Source organism: Streptomyces gamaensis (assembly GCF_042656465.1).
GTDB lineage: Bacteria > Actinomycetota > Actinomycetes > Streptomycetales > Streptomycetaceae > Streptomyces > Streptomyces gamaensis.
The window spans coordinates 46842-61347 of the sequence record NZ_JBHSPB010000006.1 but is presented as its reverse complement, the minus strand read 5'-3'; the positions used below and the strand labels follow the sequence as shown (position 1 = coordinate 61347).

The 14506-nt window shown below is 73.9% G+C and carries 14 protein-coding genes; 11 read left to right on the top strand and 3 right to left on the bottom strand.

Annotated elements, in window-relative coordinates; all coding sequences use genetic code 11:
• Nucleotides 1–63: 63 nt before the first annotated feature.
• The 4 genes from ACFP1Z_RS11495 to ACFP1Z_RS11480 all read left to right on the top strand — a co-directional run bounded on the left by ACFP1Z_RS11495 (nt 64) and on the right by ACFP1Z_RS11480 (nt 4420).
• A complete protein-coding gene (locus ACFP1Z_RS11495; protein WP_390315973.1) occupies nt 64–936 on the top strand; it encodes an alpha/beta fold hydrolase in 873 nt (290 codons plus the stop codon).
• A gap of 160 nt (nt 937–1096) precedes the next feature.
• Complete coding sequence (locus ACFP1Z_RS11490) at nt 1097–1528, top strand: cysteine/serine endopeptidase inhibitor (protein WP_390315972.1); 432 nt, start codon at nt 1097–1099, stop codon at nt 1526–1528.
• A gap of 115 nt (nt 1529–1643) precedes the next feature.
• A complete protein-coding gene (locus ACFP1Z_RS11485; RefSeq protein WP_390315971.1) occupies nt 1644–2666 on the top strand; it encodes a questin oxidase family protein in 1023 nt (340 codons plus the stop codon).
• Between the two features lie 125 nt (nt 2667–2791).
• Nucleotides 2792–4420 (top strand): FAD-binding oxidoreductase, encoded by a 1629-nt coding sequence (locus tag ACFP1Z_RS11480; RefSeq protein ID WP_390315970.1) that lies wholly within the window; start codon nt 2792–2794, stop codon nt 4418–4420.
• On the opposite strand, the gene ACFP1Z_RS11475 is transcribed toward ACFP1Z_RS11480, so the two are convergent.
• Complete coding sequence (locus ACFP1Z_RS11475; protein ID WP_390315969.1) at nt 4417–5595, bottom strand: serine hydrolase domain-containing protein; 1179 nt, start codon at nt 5593–5595, stop codon at nt 4417–4419. The two genes, ACFP1Z_RS11480 and ACFP1Z_RS11475, sit on opposite strands and share 4 nt — an antisense overlap.
• 150 nt (nt 5596–5745) lie before the next feature.
• Between ACFP1Z_RS11475 and ACFP1Z_RS11470 the strand changes: the two genes are divergently transcribed.
• The 4 genes from ACFP1Z_RS11470 (at nt 5746) to ACFP1Z_RS11455 (ending at nt 9661) form a co-directional block, all read left to right on the top strand.
• Nucleotides 5746–6549, top strand: coding sequence for a DNA-formamidopyrimidine glycosylase family protein (locus tag ACFP1Z_RS11470; protein WP_390315968.1), 804 nt, complete (start codon nt 5746–5748; stop codon nt 6547–6549).
• Between the two features lie 184 nt (nt 6550–6733).
• Nucleotides 6734–8164 (top strand): alkaline phosphatase family protein, encoded by a 1431-nt coding sequence (locus ACFP1Z_RS11465; protein WP_390315967.1) that lies wholly within the window; start codon nt 6734–6736, stop codon nt 8162–8164.
• Between the two features lie 128 nt (nt 8165–8292).
• Complete coding sequence (locus tag ACFP1Z_RS11460; protein WP_390315966.1) at nt 8293–9255, top strand: amidohydrolase family protein; 963 nt, start codon at nt 8293–8295, stop codon at nt 9253–9255.
• Between the two features lie 130 nt (nt 9256–9385).
• The gene (locus ACFP1Z_RS11455; protein ID WP_390315965.1) at nt 9386–9661 is read left to right on the top strand and encodes a DUF1540 domain-containing protein; all 276 of its coding nucleotides are present in this window, start codon (nt 9386–9388) and stop codon (nt 9659–9661) included.
• 21 nt (nt 9662–9682) lie between these two features.
• Here the strand turns inward: ACFP1Z_RS11455 and ACFP1Z_RS11450 are convergent, their stop codons facing one another.
• Complete coding sequence (locus tag ACFP1Z_RS11450; RefSeq protein WP_390315964.1) at nt 9683–10159, bottom strand: DUF6314 family protein; 477 nt, start codon at nt 10157–10159, stop codon at nt 9683–9685.
• Between the two features lie 115 nt (nt 10160–10274).
• On the opposite strand from ACFP1Z_RS11450, the gene ACFP1Z_RS11445 reads away from it, so the two are divergent.
• From ACFP1Z_RS11445 to ACFP1Z_RS11435, 3 genes are all read left to right on the top strand, one after another.
• On the top strand, nt 10275–11945 hold the full coding sequence (locus tag ACFP1Z_RS11445; RefSeq protein ID WP_390315963.1) for a bifunctional 3'-5' exonuclease/DNA polymerase: 1671 nt from the start codon (nt 10275–10277) through the stop codon (nt 11943–11945).
• A 64-nt stretch (nt 11946–12009) separates the two neighbouring features.
• Complete coding sequence (locus tag ACFP1Z_RS11440; protein ID WP_390315961.1) at nt 12010–12804, top strand: 3-hydroxybutyrate dehydrogenase; 795 nt, start codon at nt 12010–12012, stop codon at nt 12802–12804.
• Nucleotides 12805–12921: 117 nt separating this feature from the next.
• Nucleotides 12922–13803, top strand: coding sequence for a trypsin-like serine peptidase (locus ACFP1Z_RS11435; protein WP_390315959.1), 882 nt, complete (start codon nt 12922–12924; stop codon nt 13801–13803).
• Between the two features lie 51 nt (nt 13804–13854).
• Here ACFP1Z_RS11435 and ACFP1Z_RS11430 read toward each other — a convergent pair whose 3' ends face one another.
• Complete coding sequence (locus ACFP1Z_RS11430; protein WP_390316295.1) at nt 13855–14496, bottom strand: response regulator; 642 nt, start codon at nt 14494–14496, stop codon at nt 13855–13857.
• Between the last annotated feature and the right edge of the window lie 10 nt (nt 14497–14506).

Genomic DNA, 14506 nt, shown 5'->3' with positions numbered 1-14506 from the left:
CGCCTCGCGAGTCGGGGTTCGGGCATCACCCGACAAACGCGACAAATAAGAACAAGGAGCGCCATGGAACGCTTCATCGACGCGGCTCCCGGCATCCGCCTGTGGGCCGAGGAGCGCGGCCCCGCCGACGCCCCCGCCCTGCTGCTCGTCATGGGCGCGCAGGCGTCCGGCCTGGGCTGGCCCGACGGGCTGGTCGACCGGCTCGCCGCCCGGTACCGGGTGATCCGCTACGACCACCGCGACACCGGCCGTTCCACCCGGGCCTACGCGCAACACCCGTACCGCATCGGCGATCTGGCCGACGACGCGGTCGCCGTCCTCGACGGCTTCGGCGTCGACCGCGCGCACGTCGTCGGCCTGTCCCTGGGCGGCATGCTCACCCAGCTCCTGATCGCCGACCACCCCGGCCGGCTGCTGAGCGCGACCCTGATGGGTACGTGCGCGCTCAGCACCACCCCGTACGTCCACCCCGACGGCACCCGGACCGCGACCGAGGACCTCCCCGGCCCCGCCCCGGAGGTGCTGGCGGTATGGAGCCACCAGGCGCGGGAGCGGGACCTGGAGGCCGAGCTGGACTGGCGGGTCGAGCACTGGCGGGTGCTGAGCGGGGGCCTGATCCCCTTCGACGCCGCCTGCTTCCGCGCGCTGGAACGCCGGATCATCGAGCACACCGGAACCCACGCGCCCAACACCGCGCACGCCCAGGCCGATCCCTCCGGCCTGCTGCGCACCGAGCAGCTCGCACGGACCGAGGTCCCCACGCTCGTCGTCCGCGCCCCCGCCGAGCCCGTCTTCCCGCCGCCGCACGCCGAGCACCTCGCCCAGACCGTGCGGGGCGCCCGTCTCGTCGAGATCCCGGGAATGGGGCACGCACTGCCCCGCGAGGTGCACGAGCCGCTCGCCACGGCGATCCTGCGCCACACCGGGGGCTGTTGAACGGGAGGCGGGAGTGGCGGCGCTGTCGACCCAAGGGTGAAATCGCCGGGACTCACGGCGCCCGGCGCCGCGCGGGGCCGCGGTTGTGCAAGTGTCAGTGGCACGTTCCGCCCTCCGCCGACGGGATCCTCCCGAACCGCCCCCACTCCGAGGAGACTTCATGCGCCCACCCCGGTCCGGACGCGTGCCGTGGGCGGCCCGCGCCGCCGTCACCGCCGTCACCGCCGCGATGGCTCTCGGCACGGGCACGGCGACCGCCGACGTCCCCCTCGGCCGGCCGATCACCGGCAGGATGACGTACTACAACGACCGGGGTTTCGGCGCCTGCGGCACCTACATCGACCCGTCCACGCAGGACCTGGTGGCCGTTTCCGCCGCCTGGTGGACCTCCCCCAACCCGAACAACGACCCCCTGTGCGACGGCGTGTTCGTGGAAGTGAGCCACCAGGGCAGAACCATCACCGTGCCGGTGCGCGACAAGTGCCCCTCGTGCGCCGCGACGCACATCGACCTGAGCGAGGCGGCCTTCCAGCAGCTGGCCCCGAAGGACTCCGGGGTCGTCGACGGCATCACCTGGAAGTTCGTCCGCTGAGGGGCCCGGCAACGCCGGCGTGGGCCACCGGGTCCACGGTCGTAGGACCCGGACCCCCGGAACCTGGTCCCCCGGTCCGGTCCGAACCCCCGCCTCCGCTCCTAGCGTTCCCGCCATGGAAACCACCCACACGAGCGGAACGCTCGACGAGGCCTGGGAACGGCTGCACACCAGCGGCCCCGAACGGGCCGGCCGGCTCACCAACCACGCGCCGATGGTCGTCGAGGCACTCGCCGCCCACGGCCACTCCCGGGCCGTGCACCGCTGGCTCGACCGCTACGCGCACAAACTCGAAGACTTCCCCGGCCCGGTCGCCCCCGTCACCCGCGACAACTGGCCCGAGGCACTGGGCGACCCGACGCGCCTCGCCGACTGGATCGCCCACTTCACCCGGGAGGTCACGGAGCGCCCCTGGCGGGACGTCCTCGCCGAGTGGTGGCCGCGCCTGCTGCCCGGCGTCTCCGGCGGCTCCACCCATCCCGCGATCCGGGTCGGCCACGCCGTCCGTACGCTCCTGGACAGCGGCGGGACCGGGCCGCGCGTCACCGAACTCGCCCACGGCCTCGGCTACTGGGCCGCCCGGCACACCCCGCTCCCCGGCATCACCCCGCTGCCGGCCGGCCCCGACGCCGACGAGGCCCTCAGCGCCGTACCGCCGGTCCCCGCCGGGACGCAGGGCGGCTTCCCCGCCCGTATCGCCCTCGTCGACCGGCTGCCCTCCTGGGCGGCGGAGGTCCGCGAACCGCAGGAAGCACGGCACCGGCTCACCGAGCTCGTACGGGCCGCGACCCACCGGTACGCCACCCACGGCAACGGCAGCCCGATCATGCTCGTCCACGCGGCGACGGCACCCAACGCCGTGCTGCGCACCCTCCCCGCCCTCCCCCGCGCCCTGTGGGTGCCGAGCCTGCGCGCCGCGTGGACGGCGGCCGCGGCCGTGACCGCGATGTACGCGCCGTCCGAACCGCTCCCGTACGTCCCGCCCGGCCGCGTCACCCCCGAGGAGGTCATGGAGCGCGCACTGGCACACGGCGACGAACACGTCGTCAAACTCACGGACACCGCCCTGGGCTTCGCCGACGAGAGGGCCCTCGCCGCCGCGCTCCGCGCGATCGAGCTCAACGCGCCGCTGGAGTAGCGGCGTTCCCCGCTCCCCACGAGAGGCCGGAAGTGAACGGCATGATTCCGGCGGCTTCGAGCGGCATCGGTGAAACACTGATCGCGAAAAGCCGCCCCAACCGGCCCACAGACAAGGGGAATTCCATGGACAGATCACTCGACCGCCGCACGCTGCTGGCCACGGGCGGCGCGATGGCCGCCGGCCTGTCCGGAGCCCTCGGCCCCGGACAGGCGGTGGCGGCGACCGGTGAAACCGCCGCCGGAGCGGTGGAGTTCGGCCCCGTGACCGTCCGGCCGGACGATCCGCGCTACGACAGCCTCCTGCGCGGCAACAACTTCCGCTTCGTGGGCCACCCCGACGAGATCCGTGTGGTCTCCTCCACCGAACAGGTGGTACGGGCCGTGGCGGACGCGGTGCGCTCCGGGCGGCGGATCGCGGCGCGCAGCGGAGGGCACTGCTACGAGAACTTCACGGCCGACCCTGCGGTGAAGATGCTGCTGGACCTGTCCCCCATGGACGCCGTCGGCTGGGACCCCCGGCGCCGCGCGTTCGCGGTGCAGCCCGGCGCCACGCTCGGGCACGTGTACCGGACGCTGTTCAAGGGCTGGGGCGTGACGATTCCGGCGGGCGGCTGTCCCGAGGTGGGCGCGGGCGGGCACTTCGCGGGCGGCGGGTACGGGCCGCTGTCGCGCCGGTACGGATCGGTGGTGGACCATCTGTACGGCGTGGAGGTGGTGGTCGTCGACGAGGACGGCACCGCCCGCGCGGTCGTCGCCACGCGCGAGGAGGACGACCCCCACCGGGATCTGTGGTGGGCGCACACCGGCGGTGGTGGCGGCAACTTCGGTGTGGTGACACGGTATTGGCTGCGCTCGCCCGGGGTGACGGGTGACGATCCGTCCCGGCTCCTGCCGCCCTCGCCGCGCCAGATGCTGCTGGGCGGGGCGGTCTGGCCGTGGCAGGATCTGACCCCGCAGACGTTCACCCGGCTCGTACGCAACTTCGGGACGTGGCACGAGCACAACAGCGCACCCGGTTCGCCCAACGCGCCCCTGTACGGGCTCCTGTTCCTGCCCCACCGGAGCGCGGGCCAGGTGACGATGGTCGTGCAGATCGACGCGGGCGTCCCGAACGCCGACGGCATGCTGACCGACTTCGTGGCGGCGGTCACGGCGGGTACCGGCACCAAGCCGGCCGTCGTGCGCACGACCCTGCCGTGGGTGCACGAGCTGACCTGGCCCGGCAACGGTGAGCCCGGCAACGTCTACACCCGCCGGTACAAGATGAAGGCGGCCTATCTGCGCCGGTCCTTCACCGAGCGGCACATCGGCGCGATCCACCGGCACTTGACGAACGACACGGGAAACCCGGACAGCGGCGTGCTGCTCGTCGGCTACGGCGGCCAGGTCCGCGCCGTACCGCCGGGCGCCACGGCCACGGCGCAGCGTGACTCGGTGCTGAAGGCCGTCTACCACACGGTCTGGGAGAACGCCTCCGAGGACGCCACCCGCCTGGCCTGGATCCGGGACCTGTACCGCGACGTCTACGCGGCCACCGGCGGCGTCCCCGTCCCGGACGAGGTCAGTGACGGCTCGTACATCAACTACCCGGACACCGACCTGGCCGACCCGGCCTGGAACACCTCGGGTGTGCCGTGGCACACGCTCTACTACAAGGACAACTACCCGCGTCTGCAGCAGGTGAAGGCACGGTGGGACCCGCGTGATGTCTTCCGCCACGCGCTGGCGGTCGAACAGCCCTCCCGGCGTTAGCCGCCCGGTGGCCGGCCGCAGAACGCCGGTTCCAGCGCGCTCTTGAGTCCTTCCGTGATGGCGTCGTTGTTGGAGGCGTTCGCGAAGGTGACGACCGTGCGGGTGCCGTCCGGGGTCGCGAAGGTCTGGTTCTGGTAGCCCTGGACGACGCCGCTGTGCCCGAGGACGGGGCCGCAGGAGAGGGCGAGTTCGCGCAGCCCCAGCCCGTAGCGCACCTTCGGGTGGGCAGTGGGCAGTACGGCGGTCATCTGCCGCAGCGAGCCGTCCGTGAGGAGAGTTCCTGTGAGCAGGGCGGTGAGGAAGCGGTCGAGGTCGGCGGCGGTGGAGATGACGGCGCCGGCGCTCCAGATCCAGGAAGCGGTCTGCTCGGTGGCGTCCAGCAGGGGCCTGCCGTGCCCGTCGGGGGTGAGGTAGCCGGTGATGTGCGGGCCGTCGATGCTCTCCTCGGGGACGACGAAGGAGGTCTGCCGCAGCCGCAGCGGTGCGAGGATCTCCTCGCGCAGGACCTCCGCGTACGGGCGTCCGGTGAGGTGCTCGACGGCGAGCCCCATGAGCACGAAACCGGTGTTGGAGTAGGCGTAGTCGGTGCCCGGCGGGAACTGCGGGCCGTGCGCGACGGACAGGGCCACCAGGTCGCGCGGGTCGTGGACCGCGTGGCGGACGCGTGCGTCGAAGACCTCGGTGGTCTCCTCCCCGGGGCCGCCGAGGAGGTCGTCGGCGTGGTCGTACAGTCCGGCGCGGTGCTGCATCGCCTGACGCGCGGTCAACTGCCGCTCTTCGGGGAGCAGTCCGCGTGGCAGGTAGTCGCGCAGGGGCCGGTCCAGGTCGATGCGTCCCTGTTCGGCGAGGCGCAGCACGAGGACCGTGGTGAACATCTTGGTGACGCTGCCCGCCCGGAACCGCCACGCGGGATTCATGGGCGTGCCGTCCAGGTCGGCGCGGCCGACCGCCGAGGACTCCTGCCGTTCCCGCGCGCCGTGGTCGCGGATCACCGCGAACGCGCCGGGCGCGCCCGCGTCGACGACGTGCCGCAGGGCCGCCCGGACGCCGGGCAGGTCCGGCGCGGGCGGTGCCGGGCGCGCCGCGGCCGCCGTCGGGGCCGTGGCCGTCAGCGCCGCCACGGCGGCGAGCGTGGCGAGTGCGGCGATCGGGCGTGCCCACGCGGGTCTCGGCATGAGGAGTCCCCTGACCTTTCGACACGGGGTGCCCTGGGGTGCGGCAGGGTCCGCGATCGTATCCGGACGGGGGCCGGTACGGTCAGCAGGAATCGCGACAACACCCCGCTCAGAGGGGGCACCGGCGTCGCAGGCCCCAGGAGTCCCCCCATGCCCGAAGGCGACACCGTCTGGCGCACCGCGCGGCAGCTCGACCGCGCCCTGTCCGGACAGCCCCTGACCCGCTGCGAACTGCGCGTCCCCGCCCTGGCGACGGCGGACCTCACCGGCCGCCGGGTGCTCGCGACCGTGTCGCGGGGCAAGCACCTGCTCACCCGGGTCGAGGGCGGGCTCACCCTCCACTCACACCTCGGGATGGACGGCTCCTGGCGGATCCACGCCCCCGGTGAGCGGTGGCGGGGCGGGCCGGGGCACTGGATCCGCGCCGTCCTCGCCAACTCCGCCCGCACAGCGGTCGGTTACCGGCTGCCGGTCCTGGAGCTGGTGCGTACGGACGGCGAGGCCGCCGTCGTCGGCCATCTGGGCCCCGACCCGCTCGGCCCCGACTGGGACCCGGAGGAGGCCCGGCGGCGGCTGCTCGCGGATCCGGGGCGGGCCGTCGGCGACGCGCTCCTGGACCAGCGCAGTCTCGCGGGCCTCGGCAACGTGTACAAGTCGGAACTCTGCTTCATGCTGCGCGTCTCCCCCTGGCTGCCGGTCGGCCGGCTGCCCGCGCCGGACCGGCTGACGGCCCTCGCCAGGAAGCTCCTGGAGCTCAACAAGGACCGTACGGCCCGGATCACCACCGCCGACCCCCGCCCCGAGCACCGGCTGTGGGTCTACGGGCGCGCGGGCCGGGCCTGCCGGCGCTGCGGCACACAAGTCCGGGTCGCGGGCCAGGGACCGGCGGGGCAGGAGCGGCCGACCTACTGGTGCCCCCGCTGCCAGCCGCCTCCTACGGACCCTGCCCGCTGAGCCCCGAGCCCTGAGCCCTGACGGATTCCGAGGTCAAGGCGGCGGCCGCATTCGTCCGTAAAGGTGATCATTGGGCGGTCGTACCCCACGGCACACCCCGATGCAGCAGTCTCGTGGCCACCGTACTGATGCAGGAACGGCGTGCGGTCACGGCCGGTACCGAGTGTGACGTGGGAGGACAGGCATGGCCTCGATGAGTCGGCGCAGACTGCTGGGCGACGCGGCGACCGCGGCCCTCGGCGGGCTGTCGTTGTCCGTGCTGCCGCCGAGCGTGCGGCGGGCGGTCGCGGCGGGGCCCGTACGGGGCGGTTCGATCAGGGACGTCGAGCACGTGGTCCTGCTGATGCAGGAGAACCGCTCGTTCGACCACTACTTCGGCACGCTGGAGGGCGTGCGCGGCTTCGACGACCCCGAGGCGCTGCGGCTGCCGGACGGCCGCAGTGTCTTCCACCAGCCGGACCCGCAGAACCCCGAGGGGTTCCTGCTGCCGTTCCGTCTCGACACCCGGCGCACCAGCGCCCAGGCCATCCCCTCCACCAGCCACGCCTGGGAGGTGCAGCACGCCGCCTGGAACGGCGGCCGCATGGACCGCTGGCTGCCCGCGCACCGCGCCGCCGACGGCGCCGACGCCCCGTACGTGATGGGCTACCACACGCGCGAGGACATCCCCTTCCAGTTCGCGCTCGCCGAGAACTTCACCGTCTGCGACAACTACTTCTGCTCGGTCCTCGGACCGACCTGGCCCAACCGGCTGTACTGGATGTCGGGCACGATCGACCCGTCGGGCACCCGTGGCGGCCCCGTCATCTCCAACGACTACCCGCCGACGTTCTACCGGTGGACCACCTACGCCGAGCGTCTGGAGGCGGCGGGCATCAGCTGGCAGGTGTACCAGGGCGAGGACAACGGCTCGTACAACGTCCTCAACGGCTTCAAGCAGTTCCGCGAGGCGCGGCCCGGGGAGCCGCTGCACGACAGGGGCATGCGACGGCTCCCGGAAGGGGCCTTCGAGGACGACGCCCGGGCCGGCCGACTGCCCGCCGTGTCCTGGATCATCCCCTCGACCGCCGAGTCCGAGCACCCCGACGCCCTGCCGGCGGCGGGCGCGGACTTCGTCGCCCGCAAGCTGGAGGCGATCGCCGACAACCCCGAGGTGTGGCGCAGGACCGTCGTCATCATCAACTACGACGAGAACGACGGCCTCTTCGACCACGTGCCCCCGCCGAGCCCCCGGCCGGGCATGCCGGACGAGTTCGTGCACGGCCTGCCGATCGGCGGTGGCTTCCGGGTGCCGTGCCTGATCGTCTCGCCGTGGACCGTGGGCGGCTGGGTGGCCACCGAGCCCTTCGACCACACCTCGTGCCTGCGTTTCCTGGAGCGCTGGACGGGCGTGTACGAGCCGAACATCAGCGCCTGGCGGCGGGCCGCCTTCGGTGACCTCACCTCCGCCTTCGACTTCCCGCGCCCGGCCGTCGCCCCGCCGCGGCTGCCGCAGGACACCGCGCGGCGCCGCAAGGAGGCCGAGGCGGAGGTCGCCACCCTCCCCAGGCCGTCCTTCCCGACCACCGGCCAGACCCCGCCCCACCAGGAACACGGCTCGCGCGGGCGCCGCTGACCCGGCGGCGCCCGGGGTCTGCACCGCTCCCCGGCCTTGGCCGCACCAGGCGCGTTTGCGGGCTTCGACGCGGGGATCCAGCCTGGAGCCGTGGCCGCTTGCACAGGCGTCGGCGAGGGAGGCCGGCCGTGAGGATCGACGTCCACGCGCACGTGTGGACCGACGAGTATCTCGATCTCCTCGACGGGTACGGGAAGACCGACACCGCGCTGCAGCGCGGCACGGGCGCGGGGGCGGGCGAGCGGGAGATGGAGGCCCGGTTCGAGCTGATGGACTCGGCGGGGGTGACGCACCAGGTGCTCTCGGCGCCGCCCCAGTCGCCGCACTTCGCCGACCGCGCGCAGGCCGCGCACGCGGCGCGGCTGGTCAACGACCTGTACGCGGATGTCGTGGCCCGCTGGCCGGACCGGTTCCTGGCGTTCGCGTCGCTGCCGTTCCCGCACACCGGGCTCGTCCTCCAGGAGCTCGCCCGGGCCCTGGACGAGCTGGGCATGGCCGGGGTGTGCGTGACGACGTCGGTGCTGGGCCGTCCGCTCACCGATCCGGAGTTCACGGAGGTCTTCGCCGAGCTCGACCGGCGCGAGGCGGTCCTGTTCGTGCACCCGGCGGGCTGCGGCGCGGGCAGCCCGCTGATCACCGGGCACCGCATGACCTGGTCCGTCGGGGCTCCCGTCGAGGACACCGTGGCCGTCGCGCAGCTGATCCTCGCGGGGATCCCGAGCCGTTTCCCGTACCTGAGGATCCTCGCCGCGCACCTGGGCGGCGCCTTGCCGATGCTGCTGCGGCGGCTGGACGACCAGTACGGGTGGGAGTCCCCGGACACCCCGGAGATGCCCAGCGCGGCCGCCCGCCGGCTCTGGTACGACAGCGTCGGCCACGGTCACACGCCCGCGCTGTGGGCCGCCGTGGAGTCCCTGGGCGCGGACCGGATCGTGCTGGGCACGGACTTCCCGTACCAGGCCGGGGACCTGTTCCGTACCGCCGTGTCGTACATCGAGAACGCGGATCTGCCGCCGGGGCAGGCCGCCCGGATCCTCGACGTCAACGCTCCGCTGCTGCTGGGTCTGCCGGCCGCCGGTGACGAGGGCTGACGTCCGGGTGAAGCCGCCGGGCAAGGGGTGTCGTGGCCGTGCGGCAGAGGCACGGATGTTCCGCAAGCCGCAAGCTGCAAGCTGCAAGCCACATGCCGCAAGCCCCGATCCCGTGGAGGACGCCGTGGACATGCCCGAGGTGACCGTCTGCCAGGTCGCCGAATGCGCCTACAACAAGGACGACGCCTGCCATGCGCTGGCCATCACCATCGGGGACGGCACGCACGCCGCCTGCGACACCTACTTCCTGCACCCGTCCAAGGGCGGCGGCGCCCCGCGGGGCCAGGTCGGGGCGTGCAAGGTGTCCGGGTGCATGCACAACACCGACCTGGAGTGCCAGGCTCCGGGCATCACCGTGGCCGCCCTGCAGGACGCCGCCGACTGTCTGACGTACGTGGCGCGCTAGCCCCGTCCGGCGGCGCCGGGGCTACGGGCGCCGCCGCCGGTAGACCGAGCGCTGCAGGTGGTTCTTGGCCGGGCCGGTGGTGCGCCAGCGCACGTGCCACTCGTCGGGCGAGACGACGGTGAACGTGCCGTCGTAGCGGTCGCCCCCGCAGGGGTGGCGGGCGGTCCAGGCTCCCGTGCGCAGGTCCAGGTCGTGGAAGAACCTGCCGTCGGCGAACGTCACTTCCGCCGTGCCGTCCGGTCCGGGCAGCAGTCTGAGGGTTCGGCCGGCCCGGTTGAGGGCGCCGCCCCAGCGGAGCATGCCGTCCTCGACGTGCGCGAGCCAGCCGGCGCCGTCGGCGGGCTCGAACACCGCCGTGCCGTGGAACGAGCCACCGGAGCCCGCGTCGAGGTCGTGCAGGGTGCGGTGGACCGACCACTGGCCGGTCAGGTAGGTCACGGCGTCCGGGACCGGGTGGGCGGCCGGGGCGCCGGGGAGGTCCGGGACGGTGTGGTTCATGCCGCCATTGTGGCCCGAGGGGGCGCGGGCCGCCTCTGTGGGCCCGGTCCGCGCGTCGGGTGGTGCGGCCCCGTCTCCTGCTCCGGTTGTCGTACCCCGGTGCGAGACTCTCGGCATGCGATGGGCGGTGGCCGACACGGAGGACGGGGGTGTGCTGCTGTGCCCGCTCGACGGGGCGGGCCGGCCGGCGGGCCCCGTCGTCGCGGAGCGGAGCCTGGCCGAGGCGGTGCGGGCGCGGCCGGGGGCTGGGCGGTGGGTGTGGCGGTCCACGGCGCGGATGTACGGGCGGCTGCTCGCGGCGGGTGTGCGCGTCGAGCGCTGCCACGACGTGGAGGCGGCCGAGGCGCTGCTGATCGGCCACGAGGAGGGGCAGTCCGGGCAGCCGCGTTCGCTGGCCGCCGCGTGGGCGCGGCTGCGCGGGCTGCCGGTGCCGGAGGATCCGCCGGTGCGGGCGGCCGACACGCAGCCGTCGCTGTTCGAGCCGGCCCCGGTGCCGCTGCCGGCGGGCACGGACGAGCTGCGGGCGCTGCTGGAGGTGTACGCGGGCCAGCTCGCCCGGGCCGGGGCCGCGGAGCATCCGGGGCGGATGCGGCTGCTGGTCGCCGCCGAGTCGGCGGGCACGCTCGTCGCGGCGGAGATGGGGCACGCCGGGATTCCCTGGCGGGCCGATGTGCACCGGGAGCTGCTCACGGAGCTGCTGGGTGAGCGGTATCCGGGCGGGCAGGAGACGCGTCGGCTGGCCGAGCTGGCGGAGGAGGTCTCGCGGGCCTTCGGCCCGGGGGTGCGGGTGCGGCCCGATCTGCCCGCCGACATCGTCCGGGCCTTCGCGCGCGCGGGCATCGCCCTGTCGTCCACGCGGGCCTGGGAGTTGCAGGGGATCGACCACCCGGCGGTGGCGCCGCTGCTGGAGTACAAGAAGCTGTACCGGCTGCACACCGCGCACGGCTGGTCCTGGCTCGCGTCGTGGGTGCGCGGGGGCCGGTTCCGCCCCGAGTATCTGCCCGGTGGCGCGGTCTCGGGCCGGTGGACCACCAACGGTGGCGGGGCGCTGCAGATCCCCAGGGTCGTGCGGCGGGCGGTCGTCGCGGATCCCGGCCGGCGGCTGGTGGTCGCCGACGCCGCCCAGATCGAGCCCCGGGTGCTGGCCGCGGTCTCCCGCGACCCGGGGCTGATGGAGGTCGCCGCCGGTGACCGCGATCTGTACGCGGTCCTGGCCGCGCGGGCCTTCGCCGGTGACCGCGACCGGGCCAAGCTCGCCCTGCTGGGCGCCGTGTACGGGCAGACGTCCGGTGACGGTCTGAAGAACCTGGCCGATCTGCGCCGCCGTTTCCCCCGCGCGGTCGACTACGTCGACGAGGCGGCCCGCGCCGGTGAGGACGGCCGGCTCGTGCGGAGTTGGCTGGGCCGCACCTGCCCGCCCGCTTCGACGGCCCTGCCCGACGAGGCGGGCATCCCGCAGGACGGTCCGGCCGGGTACGGCAGCACGGCGGGCGCGCGGGCCCGGGGCCGGTTCACGCGCAACTTCGTCGTCCAGGGCAGCGCCGCCGACTGGGCGCTGATCGTGCTCGCGACGCTCCGTCAGGACCTCGCGGGGCTGCGCGCGGAGCTGGTGTTCTTCCAGCACGACGAGGTCATCGTGCACTGCCCGCAGCAGGAGGCGCCCGCCGTGGTCGAGGCCGTGCGCGCGGCCGGGGACCGGGCCGGGCGGCTCGCCTTCGGGGAGACGCCGGTGCGTTTCCCGTTCACCACGGCGGTCGTGGAGTGCTACGCCGACGCCAAGGCGTAACGGTTCGCCGGGTGGGGGCTCCGGAGCGTTGGCGGGGGGCCAACTGCCGCGTAGGGTTTCGCACATGACGGAGATCAGTGCCGGGGTGCCGGACCACGCCGCCGGGATCGACGGACGGACCGCCCTCGTCACCGGTGCGGCGAGCGGTATCGGGGCGGCCTGCGCGCTGCGGCTGGCCGCCGCCGGGGCACGCGTGCGCGCGCTCGACCGGGACGCCGCGGGTCTGGCCGCCCTGCGCGAGAAGGCCGGGCGGCTGCCCGGGACCGTCGAGGAGGTGGTCCTCGACCTCACCGATCTCGACGCCGCCGAGGAGACCGCCGCCGGAACGGACATCCTCGTCAACAACGCGGGCCTCCAACTCGTGCGCCCCATCACCGACTTCCCGCCCGAGGACTTCCACACCGTGCTCACCGTGATGCTGGAGGCCCCGTTCCGGCTGCTGCGCGGTGCTCTGCCGCACATGTACGCGCGGGGCTGGGGCCGTGTGGTCAACATCAGTTCGGTGCACGGGCTGCGGGCCTCCGCCTTCAAGTCGGCGTACGTCACCGCCAAGCACGGCCTCGAAGGGCTCTCGAAGGTCGCCGCCCTCGAAGGGGCGCCGCACGGGGTCACGTCCAACTGTGTGAGCCCCGGTTACGTCCGTACGCCGCTGGTCGAGAAGCAGTTGGCGGACCAGGCGGCGGCGCACGGCGTTCCCGTCGCCGAGGTCGTCGGCACGGTGCTGCTCGCGGACTCGGCGGTCAAGCGGCTCGTCGAGCCGGAGGAGGTCGCCGAGGCGGTGGCGTATCTGTGCGGGCCGTACGCCGCGTCCGTCACGGGCACGACGCTGACCATGGACGGCGGCTGGAGCGCGCACTGATTCCCGGGTCCTGGAACCCCGATGATCATCGAGCCGTCTCCCTGCGGGAGAACCCCCTTTCACCAAAGGACCTTTCGCTCCCAAGGAGCTTTCACCCCGAGGAGGAGACGCTTTCCCATGCGCGCTTCCCGTCTGCTCGCGCGGCTGTCCGCCGCGGCCCTGGCCGTCACGGCGGCCGTCGGAATATCCCCTGCGACCGCGTTCGCGGCGGCTCCGCAACCGGCCGAGGTGTCCTATACGCCGCAGGAGCGGCAGCAGGCGCTGGCCCACTGGACGCCGGAGCGGATGCGCGCGACGGGAGAGTCCGTCGATCTGGGCCCGACGGGTCCGCTGACGAAGACCTGGCAGGGGACGGAGATGAAGACGGTCGGCCGGCTGTTCTTCGTCAACGCCGACGGCGCGGACACCTGGTGCACGGCGACGGCCGTCCGCAGCGGCAACCGTTCGGTCGTGATGGCGGCGGGCCACTGCGTGCGCCGTCCCGCCTCCCCCGTCAACACCTACACCGACCTCGTCTTCGTGCCGGGCTACGCCAAGGGCGCCCGCCCGTACGGGGTGTTCCCGGTGCGGGCCACGGTGACGCCGGAGTCCTGGGCCCGGGAGGGGGCCGGCGATGTCGCGGCGCTGGCCGTGGACCCGGTGGACGGCAAGCGGCTCACGGACGTGGTCGGCGGGCAGGCCGTGGCGTTCGGCCGGAAGCCCGGCGGGAAGGTGACCGCCTTCGGCTATCCCGCGTCGAGTCCGCAGCGCGGCGAGGAGCTGCTGTACTGCGCGGGTGCGGCGCGGTCCGCGCCGGGCGACGAGCTGAGCATGCCGTGCGACATGACGGGCGGGGCGAGCGGCGGCCCCTGGCTGGCGGACCTCGATCCCGCGACGGGCTCGGGCACGCTGGTCTCGGTCAACAGCCACGGGAACGCGCTCGATCACAGCACGACGATGTCCGGTCCGGTGCTCGGCGCGACGGCGCGGCAGGTGTACGAGCGGGCGCAGAGGGCCTGATCCGGGCCCTCCGCGCCAAGTGCACTGTGATACAGCCGGGTTGAGTGCGGGTCAGTGGGCGTCCTCGTCCGTCGCCCCGCCCGGGGCGGCGTGGTGCACGAGCAGGGCGACCTGGACCCGGTTCGTGACGCCGAGCTTGGCCAGGATGCTCGACACATGCGCCTTGACGGTCGGCACGCTCATGTAGAGCTGTGCGGCGATCTCGGCGTTGGTGCGGCCCTGGCCGATGGCGAGGGCGACGTCGTGCTCGCGTTCCCCGAGTGCCGCCAGGCGGCGGCGCGCGGCGGCGCGGGCGTCGGCTGTGTCCGGGGTCTGCGGTGCGGCGACCCTGGCGATGAGCTGCTGGGTCACGGCGGGGGAGAGCACGGGTTCGCCGGCCGCCACCCGCCGTACGGCGCCGACGATCTCGCGCGGGGGCGTGTCCTTGAGCAGGAAGCCCGCCGCGCCCTCGCGCAGGGCGCGCACGACGTACTCGTCGGGGTTGAAGGTCGTCAGGATCACGATGGCCGGGGGCTCGGGCAGGGCGCGCAGTGCCCGGGTCGCGGCCAGGCCGTCCGTCACGGGCATGCGGATGTCGAGGAGGACGACGTCGGGCGCGTGGTCCCGGACCAGGCCGGGGACCTGGGAGCCGTCGGCGGCCTCCGCGACGACGTCGATGTCGTCGGTTCCCTCGAACATCATGCGCAGGCCCATGCGCACGAGG

What these genes read in the sequence shown, in the direction of transcription:
- ACFP1Z_RS11435 (WP_390315959.1), top strand. Translation starts at nt 12,922, where the DNA reads ATGCGCGCTTCCCGTCTGCTCGCGCGGCTGTCCGCCGCGGCCCTGGCC.
- ACFP1Z_RS11465 (WP_390315967.1), top strand. Translation starts at nt 6,734, where the DNA reads ATGGCCTCGATGAGTCGGCGCAGACTGCTGGGCGACGCGGCGACCGCG.
- ACFP1Z_RS11440 (WP_390315961.1), top strand. Translation starts at nt 12,010, where the DNA reads ATGACGGAGATCAGTGCCGGGGTGCCGGACCACGCCGCCGGGATCGAC.
- ACFP1Z_RS11485 (WP_390315971.1), top strand. Translation starts at nt 1,644, where the DNA reads ATGGAAACCACCCACACGAGCGGAACGCTCGACGAGGCCTGGGAACGG.
- ACFP1Z_RS11495 (WP_390315973.1), top strand. Translation starts at nt 64, where the DNA reads ATGGAACGCTTCATCGACGCGGCTCCCGGCATCCGCCTGTGGGCCGAG.
- ACFP1Z_RS11480 (WP_390315970.1), top strand. Translation starts at nt 2,792, where the DNA reads ATGGACAGATCACTCGACCGCCGCACGCTGCTGGCCACGGGCGGCGCG.
- ACFP1Z_RS11430 (WP_390316295.1), bottom strand. Translation starts at nt 14,496, where the DNA reads ATGGGCCTGCGCATGATGTTCGAGGGAACCGACGACATCGACGTCGTC.
- ACFP1Z_RS11490 (WP_390315972.1), top strand. Translation starts at nt 1,097, where the DNA reads ATGCGCCCACCCCGGTCCGGACGCGTGCCGTGGGCGGCCCGCGCCGCC.
- ACFP1Z_RS11470 (WP_390315968.1), top strand. Translation starts at nt 5,746, where the DNA reads ATGCCCGAAGGCGACACCGTCTGGCGCACCGCGCGGCAGCTCGACCGC.
- ACFP1Z_RS11450 (WP_390315964.1), bottom strand. Translation starts at nt 10,159, where the DNA reads ATGAACCACACCGTCCCGGACCTCCCCGGCGCCCCGGCCGCCCACCCG.
- ACFP1Z_RS11475 (WP_390315969.1), bottom strand. Translation starts at nt 5,595, where the DNA reads ATGCCGAGACCCGCGTGGGCACGCCCGATCGCCGCACTCGCCACGCTC.
- ACFP1Z_RS11455 (WP_390315965.1), top strand. Translation starts at nt 9,386, where the DNA reads ATGCCCGAGGTGACCGTCTGCCAGGTCGCCGAATGCGCCTACAACAAG.
- ACFP1Z_RS11445 (WP_390315963.1), top strand. Translation starts at nt 10,275, where the DNA reads ATGCGATGGGCGGTGGCCGACACGGAGGACGGGGGTGTGCTGCTGTGC.